This is a genomic window from Azospirillum mesophilum, from assembly GCF_053470405.2.
In genome coordinates this window covers 142,534-159,283 of the sequence record NZ_JBPXMQ020000004.1, presented here as the reverse complement: position 1 = coordinate 159,283, position 16,750 = coordinate 142,534, and the positions used below count along the sequence as shown (strand labels likewise).

At 68.5% G+C, this 16,750-nt stretch carries 15 protein-coding genes; 5 read left to right on the top strand and 10 right to left on the bottom strand.

Features of this window, described 5'->3' with window-relative positions:
• Positions 1-146: 146 nt before the first annotated feature.
• From ACSVC7_RS06695 to ACSVC7_RS06680, 4 genes are all read left to right on the top strand, one after another.
• Positions 147-1,484 (top strand): phenylacetate--CoA ligase family protein, encoded by a 1,338-nt coding sequence (locus ACSVC7_RS06695; RefSeq protein ID WP_448203875.1) that lies wholly within the window; start codon positions 147-149, stop codon positions 1,482-1,484.
• A gap of 165 nt (positions 1,485-1,649) precedes the next feature.
• The gene (locus tag ACSVC7_RS06690) at positions 1,650-2,045 is read left to right on the top strand and encodes a VOC family protein (RefSeq protein ID WP_448203874.1); all 396 of its coding nucleotides are present in this window, start codon (positions 1,650-1,652) and stop codon (positions 2,043-2,045) included.
• Between the two features lie 40 nt (positions 2,046-2,085).
• Complete coding sequence (locus ACSVC7_RS06685) at positions 2,086-2,628, top strand: Twin-arginine translocation pathway signal (RefSeq protein ID WP_448203873.1); 543 nt, start codon at positions 2,086-2,088, stop codon at positions 2,626-2,628.
• A 28-nt stretch (positions 2,629-2,656) separates the two neighbouring features.
• Entirely contained in the window at positions 2,657-4,228 is a 1,572-nt protein-coding gene (locus ACSVC7_RS06680) for a GMC family oxidoreductase (protein ID WP_448203872.1), read from the top strand.
• Between the two features lie 71 nt (positions 4,229-4,299).
• Here ACSVC7_RS06680 and ACSVC7_RS06675 read toward each other — a convergent pair whose 3' ends face one another.
• From ACSVC7_RS06675 to ACSVC7_RS06640, 8 genes are all read right to left on the bottom strand, one after another.
• Complete coding sequence (locus ACSVC7_RS06675; protein WP_448203871.1) at positions 4,300-4,491, bottom strand: twin-arginine translocase TatA/TatE family subunit; 192 nt, start codon at positions 4,489-4,491, stop codon at positions 4,300-4,302.
• Positions 4,492-4,515: 24 nt separating this feature from the next.
• Positions 4,516-5,514, bottom strand: a complete 999-nt coding sequence (locus ACSVC7_RS06670) for an FAD:protein FMN transferase (RefSeq protein ID WP_448203870.1) — start codon at positions 5,512-5,514, stop codon at positions 4,516-4,518.
• Positions 5,511-6,101, bottom strand: coding sequence for a nitrous oxide reductase accessory protein NosL (locus ACSVC7_RS06665; RefSeq protein WP_448203869.1), 591 nt, complete (start codon positions 6,099-6,101; stop codon positions 5,511-5,513). The genes ACSVC7_RS06670 and ACSVC7_RS06665 overlap by 4 nt, the downstream gene beginning before the upstream one ends.
• Entirely contained in the window at positions 6,101-6,931 is an 831-nt protein-coding gene (locus tag ACSVC7_RS06660) for an ABC transporter permease (RefSeq protein WP_448203868.1), read from the bottom strand. Before ACSVC7_RS06660 ends, ACSVC7_RS06665 begins: the two co-directional genes overlap by 1 nt.
• Positions 6,928-7,809 (bottom strand): ABC transporter ATP-binding protein, encoded by an 882-nt coding sequence (locus tag ACSVC7_RS06655; protein ID WP_448203867.1) that lies wholly within the window; start codon positions 7,807-7,809, stop codon positions 6,928-6,930. Before ACSVC7_RS06655 ends, ACSVC7_RS06660 begins: the two co-directional genes overlap by 4 nt.
• Complete coding sequence (locus ACSVC7_RS06650) at positions 7,806-9,182, bottom strand: nitrous oxide reductase family maturation protein NosD (RefSeq protein WP_448203866.1); 1,377 nt, start codon at positions 9,180-9,182, stop codon at positions 7,806-7,808. The genes ACSVC7_RS06655 and ACSVC7_RS06650 overlap by 4 nt, the downstream gene beginning before the upstream one ends.
• A gap of 124 nt (positions 9,183-9,306) precedes the next feature.
• A complete protein-coding gene (nosZ, locus tag ACSVC7_RS06645) occupies positions 9,307-11,238 on the bottom strand; it encodes a TAT-dependent nitrous-oxide reductase (protein WP_448203865.1) in 1,932 nt (643 codons plus the stop codon).
• Positions 11,239-11,292: 54 nt separating this feature from the next.
• Positions 11,293-13,554, bottom strand: a complete 2,262-nt coding sequence (locus tag ACSVC7_RS06640) for a 4Fe-4S binding protein (protein ID WP_448203864.1) — start codon at positions 13,552-13,554, stop codon at positions 11,293-11,295.
• A 220-nt stretch (positions 13,555-13,774) separates the two neighbouring features.
• Here ACSVC7_RS06640 and ACSVC7_RS06635 point away from each other — a divergent pair, with 220 nt between their 5' ends.
• Positions 13,775-14,662, top strand: a complete 888-nt coding sequence (locus ACSVC7_RS06635) for a ferritin family protein (RefSeq protein WP_448203863.1) — start codon at positions 13,775-13,777, stop codon at positions 14,660-14,662.
• Between the two features lie 140 nt (positions 14,663-14,802).
• Here the strand turns inward: ACSVC7_RS06635 and ACSVC7_RS06630 are convergent, their stop codons facing one another.
• Positions 14,803-15,693 (bottom strand): ParB/RepB/Spo0J family partition protein, encoded by an 891-nt coding sequence (locus ACSVC7_RS06630; RefSeq protein WP_448203862.1) that lies wholly within the window; start codon positions 15,691-15,693, stop codon positions 14,803-14,805.
• Positions 15,683-16,687 (bottom strand): AAA family ATPase, encoded by a 1,005-nt coding sequence (locus tag ACSVC7_RS06625; RefSeq protein WP_448203861.1) that lies wholly within the window; start codon positions 16,685-16,687, stop codon positions 15,683-15,685. The genes ACSVC7_RS06630 and ACSVC7_RS06625 overlap by 11 nt, the downstream gene beginning before the upstream one ends.
• Positions 16,688-16,750: the final 63 nt, after the last annotated feature.

Below are 16,750 nucleotides of genomic sequence, written 5' to 3'. Positions count from 1 at the left end.
GGCGTTGCCCGTTTTCCGCGTCCCGTCCGCACATGGCTGTGGTTCCAAATTCGAATAACAAAATATGGTTATGCCATAGGTAGATATTCACCCATTCCGCTGGTTTGAAAGCGGGATTAATTTACACCAGCGGCAAGGGACAAAGCATGACGGCGCATTCCGACGACCAGGCCTATTGGCAACCCGTGCTGGAAACCCAGAGCCGGGCCGAATGGCGTCAGCTTCAGTTCGACCTGCTGGCAAAGCATCTGCGCCACGCCTACGACGGGTCGCCCTACTACCGGTCCGCTTTCGAGGCCCACGGCGTGCACCCGGACCAGTTCCGCACGCTGGACGACCTGCGCCGCTTCCCGTTCCTGGACAAGGCGACCCTGCGCGACCGGCAGAAGGCGGTTTCCCCCTTCGGGGACATCGTGGCGGTGCCGGAGCGCGACATCGTGTACATCTCCGCCTCCAGCGGATCCACCGGCATTCCGACCGCCTCGCCCTTCACCGCGGAGGATTTCGACGAGTGGATCGACTATGAGGCGCGCCAGTTCTGGTCGAGCGGCCTGCGCCCGACCGACCGCTACGCCCACGCGCTGAACTTTTCGCTGTTCGTCGGCGGCCCCTGCGTGCTGGGCGCGCAGAAGCTGGGCGCGCTCAGCATCCACGCGGGCACGCTGCCGTCGGAACGGTTGCTGGCCGTGCTGAAGCAGTTCCAGGTGACCGCGCTGTGGACCACGCCGTCCTACGCCTGGCATCTCGGCGAGACCGCCGTGAAGGAGGGCATCGACCTGCGCCGCGATCTCGCCGTGCGCCGCCTGTTCGTGGCGGGCGAGCCCGGCGGCTCCATCCCCGAGACCCGCTCCCGCATCGAGGCGCTGTGGGGCGCGGAGGTCTACGACTACTACGGCCTGTCGGACATCTTCGGCTCCTGCGCCGGCATGTGCACGGAGAAGGACGGGCTGCACTGGGCCGAGGACCACATCCTGGTCGAAGTCCTTGACCCCGAAACGGGCGAGCCGGTTCCGGAAGGGGAGCGCGGCGAGATGGTGCTGACCACCCTGCGCAAGCGGGCGCGCCCGCTGATCCGCTTCCGCACCGGCGACATCGTGTCCGTCACCACCGAGCCCTGCCGCTGCGGCCGCACGTCCCTGCGCCTGAAGGGGGTGCACGGGCGCCTGGACGACATGCTCATCATCAAGGGTGTGAACATCTTCCCCAGCGACGTGGAGGCGGCCATCCGCCAGGACACCGCCCTGACCGGCGAGTACCGGCTGGTCGTGGACCGGGTCGAGCATCTCGACCGCCTGACGGTGGAGGTGGAGCGCGCCCACGGCTTCAACGGCACGCCGGAGGAACTGCGGGACCGGCTGCGCCGCCATCTGAAGGCGGTCACCGGCGTCGGCGCCGAGGTCGTCGTTCTGGACCCGGACTCCCTGCCCCGCGCCGTGCACAAGGCCAAGCGCATCGAGGACCGCCGCACGCACGTCTGGTCCTGATGGACATGACACCGGCGGGGGCCGCCCGCCGGTGTTACTCCCATGGAGATTTGCAAGTAGTACGGACTTACCGCGCCGCCAACGGTGCGCGCGGAATACCATTCCCTGGTCAGCGGTGACGGCGCCTTTCCGGCGCGTCTCCCAACCGGAATGGAGCCGACCGCCATGGCCAAGGCGATCCATATGATGATCCGGGTTCTCGACGAACAGCGGTCCCGGGATTTCTACGGCAATGCGTTCGGGCTGGAATGCGCCGACCGCTTTGCCTTCGAAGGCTTTACGCTGGTCTACCTCCGCAACGCGGAGAGCGATTTCGAGGTCGAGCTGACCATCAACCACGACCGTGCGGAGCCTTACACCCACGGGGACGGCTATGGTCACATCGCCCTGTGCGTGGACGACCTCGACGCCGAGCATCGGCGGCTGACCGACCTCGGCTTTGCCCCCAACCCCATCAAGGAATTCATGCGGGACGGGGCGCTGATGGCGCGCTTCTTTTTCATCCAGGACCCCGACGGCTACAAGATCGAGGTCCTCCAGCGCCACGGCCGGTACCGCTGAACCGGCGGCTCCCCGGCTCTCACAAAAATGGGAGGAATCCATGAGTTCCACCATCGACACGGCCGTCGGACGCCGCGCCTTCCTGGCGGCCTCCGCCACGGCCGCCGCGGCGACCGCCATCCTGGTGTCGGGCAGCGCCATCCTCTGCCCGTCGGAGGCCTGGGGGTACGAGACGAAGGCGCTGGCGCCCGAAACCATGCGCTCCCTGGTCAAGATGGCCCGCGACATCTACCCGCACGACCGGCTGGGCGACCGCTTCTACGCCGTCGCCATGAAGGTCCAGGACGAGGCGGCGGCCAAGGATGCCGCGCTCAAGGACCTGATGGAGGCGGGCATGGCGAAGCTCGACAAGCTTGCCAAGGCCAAACACGGCATGCCCTACGCCGAGGTCGGCTGGGAGGCGGACCGGGTCCGTCTGCTGCGCGAGGTCGAGGCCGATCCCTTCTTCCAGAAGGTGCGCGGCGGGCTGGTGACCGGCCTCTACAACAACAAGGACCTTTGGCCGCTCTTCGGCTACGAGGGCGAAAGCGCGTCCAAGGGCGGCTACATCGACCGCGGCTTCAACGACATCGAGTGGCTCTGAACGAAAGTCCCCAGGGAGGACGTCAGCCATGGCAGGGAAATTCGACCTGAACGACGACAGCGTCGTAGTCATCGTGGGGTCCGGCGCGGGCGGTGGGACGCTCGGCACGCAACTGGCGCTGAAGGGCATCAAGACGGTCATCCTCGAAGCGGGGGGCCGCCACGAGATCGAGGATTTTCAGAACGACGAGTGGGGCAGCTTCACCCAGATCTCCTGGCTGGACCCGCGCACCACCTCGGGAAGCTGGCGCGTTGCCAAGGATTTCCCCAACCTGCCGGCCTGGATCGTCAAGGCGGTCGGCGGATCGACCATCCACTGGGCGGGCGCCTCGCTGCGCTTCCAGCCGCACGAGTTCAAGGCACGCACGACCTACGGCGAGGTGGCGGGCGCGAACCTGCTCGACTGGCCGGTCACGCTGGAGGAGATGGAGCCCTACTACGCCAAGGCCGAGGACCGCATGGGCGTGACCCGCACCAACGGCATCCCCGGCCTGCCCGGCAACAACAACTTCAAGGTCCTGAAGGCCGGCGCCGACCGGATGGGCTACAAGGAATGCCACACCGGGCGCATGGCCATCAACTCGCAGCCCCGCGACGGGCGCGGATCCTGCCAGCAGATCGGCTTCTGCTTCCAGGGCTGCAAGTCGGGGGCGAAATGGTCGACGCTCGTCGCGGAGATCCCGAAGGGCGAGGCGACCGGCAACCTGGAGGTCCGTCCCAACGCGCAGGTGCTGAAGATCGAGCATGACGCGAAGGGCAAGGTCACCGGCGTGCTCTACGCCGACAAGTCCGGCGCGATCCAGCGCCAGAAGGCGCGCGTCGTCGCGGTGGCCGGCAACTCCATCGAAAGCCCGCGCCTGCTGCTGAACTCCGCGTCCTCGATGTTCCCGGACGGGCTCGCCAACTCGTCGGGGCAGGTCGGCCGGAACTACATGCGGCACATGACCGGCTCGGTCTACGGGATGTTCGAGAAGAAAGTCCACATGTACCGCGGCACGACCATGGCCGGCGTCGTGGCCGACGAGGCGCGCCACGACCCGAACCGGGGCTTCGTCGGCGGCTACGAGATGGAGACGCTGTCGCTCGGCCTGCCCTTCATGGCGGCCTTCCTCAATCCCGGCGCCTGGGGGCGGGAGTTCACCTCGGCGCTGGACGGATACGACCAGATGGCCGGCATGTGGCTGGTCGGCGAGGACATGCCGCAGGAAACCAACCGCGTGTCGCTCCATCCGGACAAGAAGGATGCCTACGGGATGCCGATCCCGGACGTCCATTTCGACGACCACCCGAACGACATCGCCATGCGCGACCACGCCTACCGGCAGGGTATGGCGCTGTACGAGGCGGTGGGGGCGATCCGCACCTTCCCGACCCCGCCCTACCCGTCCACGCACAATCTCGGCACCAACCGGATGAGCGCGAGCCCGCGTGACGGCGTGGTCAACAAGTGGGGGCAGGCGCACGACGTCGCGAACCTGTTCGTGTCGGACGGGTCGCAATTCACCACCGGCGGGGCGGAGAACCCCACCCTGACCATCGTCGCGCTGGCGCTGCGTCAGGCCGACTACATCGCCGACCAGATGAGCAAGAACGTCATCTGATCCCTGTGGGGATCGGGCCGGACCGCGGGGATGGGCGCGCGGTCCGGCCCGTTCCTTTCACCCCGACACCTTTACGAGGCCTTCGGGCCGCTCGCGCCGTCGGTCAGCGCCGGGGCCGCGTCGGCCTCGTCCTTCATGCCGGACTTGAAGGCCTTCACGCCCTTGGCGAGGTCCCCCATGACCGACGGCAGCTTGCCGGCCCCGAACAGGAGCAGGACGAGCAGCAGGACGACGACCCAATGCATGAGGCTGAGGCTTCCCATAACGATCTCCAGTGAAAAAGGGGGTCAGGCCCGCAGCGCGAGGACGCTGCCGTCGCGGCGGGTGAGACGGGCGGCGACGCCCGGATGGCGGTCGAGGATGGCCCTGGCCTGCGCCTCCGGAACGACGGACAGCGCGGTGGACAGGGCGTCGGCGGTGGTCGCGTCCGGCGCCAGCACGGTGGCCGCCAGCCATTCCCCGGCGCAACGGCCGGTGGCCGGATCGAACAGGTGGGTGAAGCGCCCGGCCGCGTCGAACCGGGTGCCGTAGCCGCCCGAGGTCGCGACGGCGCGGTCCGCGATCTCCAGTGTGTTCGTGGTCCGTCCCTCCGCGACCGGGTCGGCCAGCGCGACGGTCCAGGGCCGGCCGGAGGGATGATGGCCGAGCGCCCGGATCTCGCCGAGATCCACCAGCACGCGGTCCATGCCCTCCGCCATCAGGCGTTCCGACACGCGGTCGGTGACGTAGCCCTGGGCGATGCCGTTCAGCGTCACCGCCATGCCGCGCCGGGCGAAGGCGATGCGGCCGGGCTCGACGCGGAGGCTCCGGTAATCCACCAGCGCCGCCGCCGCGCGGACGGCGGCGTCCGGCGGTCCATCGGGATCGGCGCCGGGGCGGCCGAAGTGACCGGCGTAGAGCTGCCAGAGCGGCTGCACGGTCGGATCGAACGCCCCGTCGGTGCGGTGGCCGAACGCCACGGATTCCGACAGCAGGCGGACGAGGTCGGCGGGCGGCGCCTCCAGCGCGCCGTCGCGGTTCAGTCGCGACAGGGCGGAGTCCGGCCGGTACAGGCTGAACACGCGCTCCAGCCGCGCGACCTCTTCCAGGCAGAGCCCGATCAGCCGGTCAGCCTCGGCCGCGTCGGGGTGGGCGAGCTGGATGCAGGCGTCCGCCCCCAGGGCCACGCCGCGCCACGTCCTGACAGGCACGCCCTCCGCGAACAGCCGGCCGGGAAGCAGCGCCAGCCCGGCCGCCGTGGCGGCGATGCCGAGGAAGCGGCGGCGGGTGAGCGGAGAGACGGTCATTGCATTCCCCCGTGTCCGTTATGCCCGCCCTGCCCACCATGCCCGGACGGCGCCGGTTCCGCGTGCTCCTCCGAGGCGGTTTGCGGGGTGAGGATTTCGTCCTCCTTCACCTCGGCGAAGCGCTTGACCGTCCCGCCGTTGCTGGCGGCGAAGGCGCGGGCGTCGGCCTCCGTGGAGAAGGGGAAGGGCTCGGCGTCGCCCATGCCGCCGCGCTGGCGGCTGTTCAGCACGTACCAGGCTTTGCGCGCCTCCACCCAGGCGGACAGGTCCGGCCTTTGCGGGTCGGCGGTCTTGCCCATGTCGGTGACGTAGATGGCGCGCAGCTCCTTCGGCTCCTCCGGCAGCATGGTGAAGGCGAAGGTGTCGCGGACGGAGGACAGCCAGACCGGCCGTTCCTGCCCCTTCACCAGCACCTGCCCCTTGGGGCCGGGATGGTCGGCGAGGTTCATGCCGCAGTAATGGCCGATGGCGTCGGCGGTGATGGCGACGGGGGCCGGGGGTGCGGTCTCCGCGCGCTCCTGCTTGCAGGCGCCGAGCGGAAGCAGCAGGCAGGCGGCGAGCAGCGCGGCTTTCAGGGAGGTGCGCATCAGATCTGCTTCCTTGAGAAGAGGGCGGCGGCCAGCGCCAGCGGGGCGACGACCCAGCCGGCCAGCACGGCGAGCAGCACGGGGGCGGAGACCTGCGCCTGCGCGGCCAGACCGGCGGTCCCGGCGAACAGGCTGACGTTCTTGAAGCCGGTCAGGTTGAACAGCCGGTAAGTGTCCGCCGGGTTGGCGAGCAGCGCCCAGTTCAGCACCTCGGCGTTCAGCGTCTTGCCGCCGTCGGCCACCAGCAGGCCCAGCAGCCCCATGTCGTACAGCAGCACGAAGGCCAGCCAGACCGCCACGGCGATGCCCGCCGCCGTGCCGCGGTCGCGCACCAGGGTGGAGGCGAGATAGCCCATGGCCGTGAAGGCGGCGCCCAGCAGGACGCTGGACCCGATCATGGCGGCGAAGGCGCGCCAGCTCTCTGCCCCGATCTTCGTCCCGCCCATGGACAGCGCCACGCCGGCGGCGCCGTAGCCCAGCACGGTCGCGAAGGCGATGATCGCCGCGTGGCCCAGGAACTTGCCGAGCAGCACCTGCCAGCGCGCCACCGGGTAGGACAGCAGCAGCGTCATGGTGCCCCGGTCGATCTCCCCCACCACCGCGTCGAAGGACAGCAGCAGGGCGATCAGCGGCAGCAGGAAGATGGTCAGGCTGGACAGGCTGACGATGGTGACCTCCACCGGGCCGACGCCGACCGTGCCGGTCGGGGCGGCGCCCAGGAAGCTCATGGTCAGGGCAAGCGCCGCCATCAGCAGCGTCGTGGCGACGACCCAGCGGTTGCGCAGGCCGTCGCGCACCTCCTTGGCGGCGATGATCAGGAGCGTGTTCATTCCGCAGCCTCCCGGCGCAGGAAGTGGGCGTACATGTCGTCCAGGCTGGGCTGGAGGATCTCGATGTCGGTGACCGGCATGCCGTCGCAGGCGATGCTGCGGACCATCCGCACCTTCTCGTCGTTGGCGCAGGTCATCTCCACGACGTTGCCGGCCGGCATGGTCAGGCGGATGCGCACCGGAAGCTGGGCAAGCCCGCGCAGCGTGGCGAGCGAGCCGTCGGCCACCTTGCGCCCCCGGTTCATCACCACCACGCGGTCCGCCTGCCCTTCCAGTTCGGTCAGGGCGTGGCTGCACAGCAGGATGGTGGTGCCGGCGTCGCGCAGGTCGCGCACGATCTCATAGAAGCTCTGCCGCAGGGCGGGGTCGAGGCCGGTCGTCGGCTCGTCCAGGAACAGCACCTTCGGCCCGCCCAGCAGGGCCTGGGCCAGGGCGAGGCGCTGGCGCATGCCCTTGGAATAGGTGCCGACGCGGCGCTTGATGGCGGCGGGCTCCAGCCCCACACGCTCGAACAGGGCGTCGTTGTCCCGGCGCGGCGCGCCCTTCAGCTTGGCGTAGAAGTCCAGCGTCTCCCGCCCCGTCATGCTGGGGTGGAAGGCGACGTTCTCAGGCAGGAAGCCGACCTGCCGGCGGATGTGCGAGGCGGCGGCGCTGGCCGGGTCGCCGTCCAGCACGCGCACGCTGCCCGCCGTGGGCGTGGTCAGGCCCAGCATCAGCTTGATGAGCGAGCTTTTGCCGGCGCCGTTGTGGCCGACCATCGCCACGCACTCGCCGGGGGCCATGGTCAAATCCACCTCGCGCACGGCGAAGGCGTCGCCGTACTGCTTGGAGACACCGTCCACAACAATGGTGTGGCGGAGGGTGGGCGTGTCGGTCATGGCCGGGTCCTTTCCGCCGTTTGCGGTGGCGCGGTTATGGCTGGCGGGTTCATGAGCGGGGCGCTGTCGATCACGCCGCCGGGGTGCAGCGCCGGGAACTGCTTCTGCGCCCAGCGGATCACCTGCACGCCGGGGCTGTTCATCAGCAGCTTGGCCGACGGGTAGGCCCACATCACGCGGTCGATCACGTCGTTGGGCCGGTAGGCCTCGTCGGCGATGCCGTCGCCGTTCAGGTCGAAGGCGGCGTTGTCGGACCAGTAGTTGCCGCGCCCCTTCTCCGACCAGTCGAGGAAGCGGGTGCCGACATACTTCACCTGGGTGCGGTTGCCGATGAAGGCGTTGTTGGTCAGGACGTTGCGCTCCGACCCGGCGGTGAAGTGGACGCCGATCTCGCAGCCCTCGAACCGGTTGCCGGTGAAGCGGTTCTTGTTGGCGTTGTAGATGAAGACGCACTTCCAGGTGCCGAACCGCTTGCCCTCCACCGGGCCGTCGGACGCCACGGGCATGTCCTTGTCGGCGACGGTCTCCACCGGCTCCGCCTGATCGGCCGCGAAATGCCCGTCGATGACGTTGCCCTCGATGGTGGCGCTGTTGGCGTAGTTCAGCAGCAGCCCATGCTCGCGGTCGCCCTGGGAGCGGTTGTTCCGGATCACGAGGTTGTTGGAATACATGATCGCGTAGCCGACGTTGTTGCCGACCGACACGTTGTCCGACACCTCGGAATCGTTCGTGTACATGTAGTGGACGGCGAAGCGCACCCGCTCGAACCGGTTGCGGGCGAACAGGTTCTTCTTCGACGTCGTGGTGAAGATGCCGTCGCGCCCGTCGTGGACCGTGTTGTCCACCACCTGCGTGCCCGGCGCGTTCCACAGCTGGATGCCGTTGCCGCGTTCGGCCACGCGCAGGTCCGTGCGCCCGACCACGTCGTTGCGGCGGACCATCACGTCGTTGGCGCCCCAGACGTAGATGCCGATCAGATTGCCGCGCAGCCGGTTGTCCTCGATCACCGTCCGGTGCGCTTCCTTGCCGACGAAGATGCCGGTGTTCTGTTCGAAGAGGCTGAGGCCCGAATTGCGGACCTCGATGCTCCGGACCGTCACGTCCGGCGCGAAGACGGTCAGCGGGTTTCCTTCTCCCCGCCCGTCGATGACGGCGCCCGGCTGGCCTTGCAGCGTGACCGGCGTCCTCACCACCACCGGGCCGGAGTGCGTGCCGGGGGCGAGCACCAGCGTGTCGCCCGGCGCGGCGGCCGCCAGGGCACCGCCCAGCCCACCCGGCGCCACCGTCACCGTGGCCGAGCGCGCCGGGCCGGTGACCAGTGCGATCAGCGCGAGGGCCGTGGTGGCGAGGAGGAGCGGAAGGCGGTTGGGCATCGGGTTACCTTGTTGTTGTGCGGGGTGTTGCCCCCTCCCTAACCCTCCCCCGCTTCGCGGGAGAGGGAATTAAGCCCCTCCACCGCGAAGCGGGGGAGGGGTTGGGGAGGGGGCAACGGCGCCCTTACGCTGCGCGCGGCTCGACGATCATGCGGCCGCCCATCTCCATGTGCAGGGCGTGGCAGAACCACTGGCAATAGTACCAGTGCACGCCCGGACGGTCGGCGGTGAAGGTGACCGAGCTGGTCTGCTGCGGGCCGATCTCCATGGCGATGCCGTGGTTGGACAGGGTGAAGCCGTGGGTCAGGTCATCCACGTCGTCCATGTTGGTGACGTAGACGGTGACCTCGTCGCCCTGCTTCACGGTGAACTGCTCAAGCCCGTAGGCCGGAGCGCGCTGCCACATGTAGACGCGGACCTTGTTGCCGTCGCGGATGACCTTGGCGTCTTCCTCCAGGCTCACGCCGTCCTTCTTGGCCTGCTGGCGGGCGTCTTCCCACATCGGGTCGTCGCGGGTGAAGACGCTCTTCGGGTTCACCTTGGAGCGGTGGACGATCAGGGTGTCGTGCGGCTCGGCGTAGGTCGGGCCGTCGTGCACCAGCTTCATCTCGTCGCCCGAGATGTCGATCAGCTGGTCGTTCTCCGGCTTGGACGGGCCGACGTTCAGGAAGCGGTCCTTCGAGAACTTGTTCAGCACCATCAGCCACTTGCCGTCGGCCTCCTTGGTCTGGCCCATGGAGGAGTGCGTGTGGCCCGGCTGGTAGTGCACGTCCAGCTTCTGGATGATCGGATCGACCTTCTCGCCCGCGTAGGCGCGCTTGGCCTTATCGATGTTCCACTTAACGATCTGGCTGTCGAGGAACAGCGTGGTGTAGGCGTTGCCGCGGCCGTCGTAGGCCGTGTGCAGAGGCCCGAGGCCCAGCTGCGGCTCAGCCACGATGACGTCCCGCGGCTTGATCTTGTCGTCGAACAGGTCGTCCAGCTTGCGCACGTCCATGACCGACACGGTCGGCGACAGCTTGCCGTTGACGGTGACGTGGATGCCGTCCGGGGCGGCGTTGATGCCGTGCGGGCTGTTGGGGATCGGCACGTAGCGGGTGAAGGCCGAGCCATGGCGGCCATCGACCACCGGCACGCCGTTCATCACCTGAACCTTGCCGGCCTTCACGGCCTCTTCAATGCGTTTCAGGTTGAAGATGACGATCCAGTCCTGCTCGTTCGCCGTCATCTCGGCGGTGGTGACGCCCATCTCCGAGTTGTAGCAGGTCGAGAAGGCGTACTTGCCCTGGTAGTCGGCCTCGGTGTTGTCGAGGTTGCCGTCCACCCACACCTGCCAGGCCACCTTCATGGTGTCGCCGTCGATGGCGGAGAAGTGCGTGCGGTAGTTCTTCGGATCCGTGTTCTTGCCGTCGTTCGGCATCGGCACGATCTGCTCGGCGTTCGCGAAGACGTAGCCGGTGCGCGGATACTTCTGAAGGCGCAGGCCGTGGATCGCCGAGACGTTCGGGACCTCGATGACCTTGTCCACCTTCATGATGTCGCAGCGGATGCGGGCAACGCGGGTGTTCGCCTTGTCGTTCACGAAGATGTAGCGACCGTCGTAGGTGCCATCCGAGAAGGACATGTGCGGGTGGTGCAGGTCGCCGTTCAGCCAGGCGCCGCCGCGGCTTTCCAGGAACTTCTTCGTCTCGGCCGACAGACCCTCGTTCAGGATCTTGCGGCTTTCGTTGGTCAGACCCCAGCCGGAGGCGGAGCAGCGGTTGAACACCGGGATGCGGTGCAGCTCGCGCATGCTGGGCAGGCCGAGGATGCGCAGCTCGCCCGATTGGCCGCCGGAGTGGAAGACGTAGTATTCGTCAAGGTCGCCGGGCTTCACTTCGTACTTCTGGTTGCCCGCAGCGCCCGCGGCCTGGGCCGGCGCCGCGCCGAACAGGGTGCTGCCCGCCGTACCGCCGGCCACCGCGCCGGCGAGACCCGCCAGCGCCGCCGCCTTGGCCGTTCCGCCCAGAAGATCGCGGCGGTTGACGCCCGTCCGCTCTGCCTTGTCGTTCGACATTGTTCGCTCCTTCGATGGCCCCTTTTCGGGGGCTCTGTTTGACCCAAGCGTGGGTCAGGCTCCTTCCGGCCGGGCGGACAGGCGTCCGGTCGCAGGATCGGTGGTCAGCACGGCGGCGCGTGGCTTGGCCTCGCTCGCCGGGCCGGTGGTCTGGGTGGCGTCGCGGCGCTCCCGCTTCAGGCGCTTCTGGATCATGACCGGGCATTTGCGGTCGTGGTGGTAGAGCACCTGGCAGTGGAGGCACTGGATGCATTCGTTGGGATTGATCGACCCGTCGGGGTGGATCGCCTGCACCGGGCATTCGTTGGAGCAGCGCCGGCAGGGGTTGCCGCATTCCTTGTAGCGCTTCAGCCAGTCGAACATCCGCATCCGGCCAGGGATGGCGAGTGCGGCCCCCAGCGGGCACAGATAGCGGCAGAAGAAGCGCTCGATGAACAGGCCGGCGGCGATCAGCGCCACGGCGAACAGGACGAACCACCAGTCGCGGATGAAGTGCAGGATGATCGCGGTCTTGAAGGGCTCGACCTCCGCCGCCTTCTCCGCCGTCGCCAGCGAGTAGAGCGACAGGCCGAACAGCAGCAGGAAGATCATGTACTTGATCGGCCACAGGCGCTGGTGCAGCCCGAAGGGCACCGTGATCTGCCGCACGCCCAGCTTCTTGGCCGCCTTCGACGCCAGCTCCTGCAAGGCGCCGAACGGGCACAGCCAGCCGCAGAAGGCGCCACGGCCCCAGAACAGCAGCGACGCGGCGACCGAGAACCACAGGATGAACACCAGCGGGTCCATCAGGAAGTAGTCCCAGCGGAAGTCGGTGCGCAGCGCGTTGGCGAAGGTCAGCACGTTGACGACCGACAGCTGCGCCGTGGCGTACCAGCCGAGCCAGACCAGCGTGAAGACCAGGAACCCGGTGCGCAGCCGATCGTAGAACTTGGGCCGCTGCACCAGCTGGTCCTGGAAGAAGAAGATGCCGGTCAGCAACGTGATGGCGATGCCCAGGATGGCGATGTCCAGCAGCCGGTTTTGCCAGATGCGCTGCCACAGCGGAGTCTCGCCGGTCGCCTCCGGCTCCACCGGATCGGCCTTCGCCTGGACGGCCGGGGCGGCGTTGGCGGCGGGCGCTGCGGCGCGCTCGATCTTCAGGAACTTCTCAGGCGGCTGGTAGCCCAGGTCGAAGGTTACGAAGGCCTTGTCCAGCGCGGCGGTCGCGCGCTGCACCAGCAGTTGCAGGCGCCAGGGTTCGGCCGGGGCGAATTCCGTGCCTTCGGGGATGACGAACAGGCCGATTTCCGGGAAGTCCGGGGCGCCCGCGGCGGCCAGGGAGCCCAGCCGCTTGTGCGTCTTGTCGCGGAAGCGGACGGAGCCCTCGTGCTGCACCAGCTCGAAGCGGTCGAAGATGCCGCCGCGCACGTAGCCCGAGCCCTTGAAGGAATAGCGCCCCTGCCCCGCCACGACGATGGCCTGCTGGCCGGGCTTCAGCCGCTGGGTCAGCGTCTCGTACTCCGCATCGCCCAGCAGGGAGCGGCCGACGGCGGGGATGGTGGCGAGCGCCGCGTAGAGGTCGATGAAGGTGTCGTCGGGGTTGCCGGGTTCGGCGCGGGCGATGGCCTCCGCCTTGCCGGTGCGTTCGAAGGCGGCGTTCACCTCGCCCACCGTCAGGGTCAGGCGGCGGACGGAACCGTCGCCGACCAGCGTCGCCCAGTCCTCCACACCCGTCTTGGACAGGTCGAGGCTCTTGGTCACGGTCGGCGCGGCCTCGGCCCCGCCGGCGCCCAGCGCCTGCATCACCTTCTTGCCGGACCGGATGATGGAATCGCCGATGACCATCACCGTCACCGTGGCGCCCGACACGATGTCCACCGGCGGGGTGGCGGCGCTTTGCGAGGCGAGCGTCAGCACGTTCTTGCCGACGTAGCCGTTGATGAAGGCGTTGATCTTCGCGGGCGGAATGCCGATCAGGACGATGGGCTCGTGGTGGTCCATCAGCTTGGCGCCCGCCACCGTGCCGTCCGGCTTCAGCCCGACCAGCACGTCGATGGGACGGCCCGAATAGCCGGTCGTGTTGACGAAGTCGGAGTTCAGGTAGGCGTGCCCAACCAGCGCGTCGCCCTTGTAAACCGGCACCACGGGGGCGTTCGGCTGCACGGCGCCGAATCGATCGGCCCCGGCGACGAGATCGGCCGGCTGCACCTTGCCCAGATACTGCGACAGCTTCGCTTCGGCGGCCTGCGCTCCGGCCATTCCGGCCAGCAGGAGAAGCAAGCCGGCCATCGCCCCAGTCAAGGCCGCGCGCATTCCCCGCCAAGTGATTCCGGTCATTCCCATCGCCCTGCACTCTTGATTTTGGTCAAGTCCCGGGCGTTCCGTGGATCGGATGCGTCCGGGGCGCGTTGACGTGGCGATCAGAGCCCAGATCGAAGGGGCGGTTCTTGACCTCGATCAAGCGGATGGAAATCGCCTGTGGTCTATGATTGTCACATCGTCCGGTGGCGATCCGTCGCGGGGGATGATATCTTGCATTTTATTTGAATGGTGGGCCATGCCGTTGCTGCGCCACGAACCTCAGGGCCGCGTTGAGTCTCTGGGCGATCTGCTGGGCATTGCCCTGGCGCTGGAGCAGGAAGCGGTGCGCCGCTACGTCCAGCTTGCCCGGCTGATGGACGGCCGTGGGGAGCCGGACACCGCCGCCACCTTCCGCGCCCTGGTCGCGGAGGAGCAGGACCATGTGGTGGCTGTGGATGGGTGGGCGCACGGTCTCGGCCTGCCCTCCCCCGACGCGCCGGCCTTCGTCTGGCGTCTGCCGCCGGAGATCGCCACCTCTTGGGACGAGCTGACCGAACGGACGCGGCTGACGCCCTATCAGGCGTTGTCGCTGGCCGTGCTCAACGAACAGCGGGCCTTCGCCTATTACAGCTACGTCTCCGCGAGCGCGGAGGACGACACCGTTCGCCGGAACGCGGAAGCCCTGGCGCGGGAGGAGTTGCGCCACGCCGCCCTGCTGCGGCGGGAACGGCGCAAGGCCTATCGCCGCGAACGGGAAACCGGGGATCACAAGCCGGCCCGCGCCGACAGCCTGGAGGAGCTGAACCGTTTGGCCGCTGCCCTGCTGTCCGTCGCGGCGGCGGAGCACGCGGACCTAGCCCTGCGGTTGCAGGCGGCGGGCGATGCCGACAGCGCCGCCCTGCTCGACCGCATCGCGGAGGACGAGCGGCGGATGGCCCCTGAGCCGGTGCCGGCCCCCTCCCCTGCCCCGGAGCTTGCGGACCTGCGCGCGGCCATCGCCGCCTCGGAACGTCTGGTCGAAGCCTTCAGCGATGTGGCCGAACACGCCACCGACGAGGGCGTCCTGAACGAGGCCCTGCGCCTTCAGGAGTGTGTCGTCGGCCACCTCGCGCTGCTGGCGGAGCGTCTGGACGCGCTCGGCTGAGGGCCTGTGCCTGCTTATTCCTGCCCGGCGGCCCCATTCCCAGCGGTATGGTTCAGGTTGGCGGTTCAGTTTATCGGTTCACCGTGAACCGGCGCGGACTCGGATCGGTTCACCGTGAACCGATCCGGCGCCTCGCGGGATCAGGACGCTTTGCTGCGGAGCAGGGCGTCGACGGCGTCCCGGATGTCGCGCAGCATCTCGCGGTCGCTGTCCATCAGGGACGGTGGGCGCTCGCGCAGGGCGTTCAGGGCGTCGCGCGCCCGCAGCAGGTTGCGGGCGACGCGCATGGACAGGGCGCTCAGCGCTTCCGACGGTTCGGGGCTCTGGCGGGCGGCGGCGCGTCCGTCGGCCTCGCCGTCCTCCGGCACGTCCGCCTCACCGGAAGAGGGGAGGGTGAAGAGCGCGTCCCAGGCGTTGAGCCGGTCCTGCTCGTCCTCCAGGGCGGCCACCGCGTACATGGCGCGGAAGGTCGGCTTGTCCTCCGCCTGCACATACCGCTCGTGGGCTCCCTCCGGGAGGCGGAGCAGCATGAGCGTCTTGGTCACCATGCTCTTGGAGCGCCCGACGACCTTGGCGAGCGCGTCGTGGGAATAGCCGTGGCGCTGGCGCAGACGGTCGAAGGCGAAGGCCTCTTCGAAGGGGTTGAGGTCGACGCGCTGGACGTTCTCGATCAGGCCGATTTCGGCGAGGTCGCCGCTCACGATCAGGCCGGCGATGGACTTGCGGCCCAGCCGCTGCACCGCGCGCAGCCGCCGCTCGCCGAAGGCCAGCTGCCAGCCGCCGGCGGGCAGGGGCTGGAGCCCGATCGGCTGCTGGAGGCCGTGGGTCTCGATGGAGGCGGCGAGGTTGGCGATCTCCTCCTCGTCGAAGGTCCGGCGGGGCTGCTCCGGGTTGGCGACGATCTTGTCGATGTCGGCCTCGACGATCTGCGGGCCGCCCTTCGCCAGCACGAACAGGGCATGCCCGTTGGCCTGACGGGAGGAATCCGGGGCGGGGGCCGACTTCCCCTTGGCGAGAAGGTTACGCGACATGGGCCTTCTCCAGGCGGTTGGTGCGTTCGTGGATCAGGGCGGCGGCGATGGCGTCGTAGACCGAGGCGCCCGGCGAGTCCGGCGCCGCGTCCATCAGCGACTTCCCGATGGTCGTCGCCTGCGCGTAGACGGCCACCTTCGGGATCGGCGGGAACACGGTGATGAGGCCGCTGTACTCTTCCTGGATTTGCTGCAGCGTGGTGCGGTCGTTGATCTGGCGGGCCTGGTACATGGACGGCACGATGCCGACCACGGTCAGGCCGGGGTTGGTGCGGCGCCGGATCTTGTCGATGTTGGAAAAAAGGAAGCGCATGCCGACCACGGAGAATCGCTCCGTCTGGCAGGGCACCAGGGCGCCGTGCGACGCGGTCAGGGCGTTGATGGTCAGCTGCCCGATGTTCGGCGGCGTGTCCAGCAGGATGAAGTCGTAGTCGTTCCGCACCGACGCCAGGATCTCGGCCAGCGCGTGGGCGCCCGCCGGATCCAGCATCAGCTGCACTTCGGTCTCGGCCAGCCGGATGCAGGAGGGGGCGACGTGAAGCCCGCTGTCCGGCATGGTCACGATGATGTCGGACAGGGGGACCGACCCGGCGAAGGCGTAATGCAGGGTCTTCCCCTGCTCCTCCAGCGCGTAGGCGTCGATGCCCAGGTGCATGGTGGCGTTGGCCTGCGGATCGGCGTCGATCAGGAGAGTCTTGAAGCCGCGCCGCGCCAGCACGGTCGCCGTGTTGACGGCGGTGACGGTCTTGCCGACGCCGCCCTTCTGGTTGGTCACGGAGGCGACGTAGGCCGGCCCGACCTGCGGTTCCGGCCCCAGCGCGTCCTGCCGCAGAAGGGCTACGACGGCTTGCGGGATGCGTTCGGAGTCGTTTTCCCACTTGGAAATGCGCTGCTTGTCGTAGCGCCGGCCCATTTTTTCGTTCAGCCACTGCGCCAGGTCGCCCTGGTTCAGTCCCCGCGCTTCCCGAAAGGCCCGAAGATCGCCGCCTTTCATGAGAACCCCTCGTTGAAATTGCTGCCCCGACTTGATGAATACGGGTAGTCGCAACTTCCGTCA

Bases quoted from the DNA above. Each gene is read 5' to 3' on its own strand.
- ACSVC7_RS06680 (WP_448203872.1), top strand. From the start codon at position 2,657: ATGGCAGGGAAATTCGACCTGAACGACGACAGCGTCGTAGTCATCGTG.
- nosZ (WP_448203865.1), bottom strand. From the start codon at position 11,238: ATGTCGAACGACAAGGCAGAGCGGACGGGCGTCAACCGCCGCGATCTT.
- ACSVC7_RS06665 (WP_448203869.1), bottom strand. From the start codon at position 6,101: ATGCGCACCTCCCTGAAAGCCGCGCTGCTCGCCGCCTGCCTGCTGCTT.
- ACSVC7_RS06640 (WP_448203864.1), bottom strand. From the start codon at position 13,554: ATGACCGGAATCACTTGGCGGGGAATGCGCGCGGCCTTGACTGGGGCG.
- ACSVC7_RS06655 (WP_448203867.1), bottom strand. From the start codon at position 7,809: ATGACCGACACGCCCACCCTCCGCCACACCATTGTTGTGGACGGTGTC.
- ACSVC7_RS06685 (WP_448203873.1), top strand. From the start codon at position 2,086: ATGAGTTCCACCATCGACACGGCCGTCGGACGCCGCGCCTTCCTGGCG.
- ACSVC7_RS06675 (WP_448203871.1), bottom strand. From the start codon at position 4,491: ATGGGAAGCCTCAGCCTCATGCATTGGGTCGTCGTCCTGCTGCTCGTC.
- ACSVC7_RS06650 (WP_448203866.1), bottom strand. From the start codon at position 9,182: ATGCCCAACCGCCTTCCGCTCCTCCTCGCCACCACGGCCCTCGCGCTG.
- ACSVC7_RS06690 (WP_448203874.1), top strand. From the start codon at position 1,650: ATGGCCAAGGCGATCCATATGATGATCCGGGTTCTCGACGAACAGCGG.
- ACSVC7_RS06695 (WP_448203875.1), top strand. From the start codon at position 147: ATGACGGCGCATTCCGACGACCAGGCCTATTGGCAACCCGTGCTGGAA.
- ACSVC7_RS06625 (WP_448203861.1), bottom strand. From the start codon at position 16,687: ATGAAAGGCGGCGATCTTCGGGCCTTTCGGGAAGCGCGGGGACTGAAC.
- ACSVC7_RS06660 (WP_448203868.1), bottom strand. From the start codon at position 6,931: ATGAACACGCTCCTGATCATCGCCGCCAAGGAGGTGCGCGACGGCCTG.
- ACSVC7_RS06630 (WP_448203862.1), bottom strand. From the start codon at position 15,693: ATGTCGCGTAACCTTCTCGCCAAGGGGAAGTCGGCCCCCGCCCCGGAT.
- ACSVC7_RS06635 (WP_448203863.1), top strand. From the start codon at position 13,775: ATGCCGTTGCTGCGCCACGAACCTCAGGGCCGCGTTGAGTCTCTGGGC.
- ACSVC7_RS06670 (WP_448203870.1), bottom strand. From the start codon at position 5,514: ATGACCGTCTCTCCGCTCACCCGCCGCCGCTTCCTCGGCATCGCCGCC.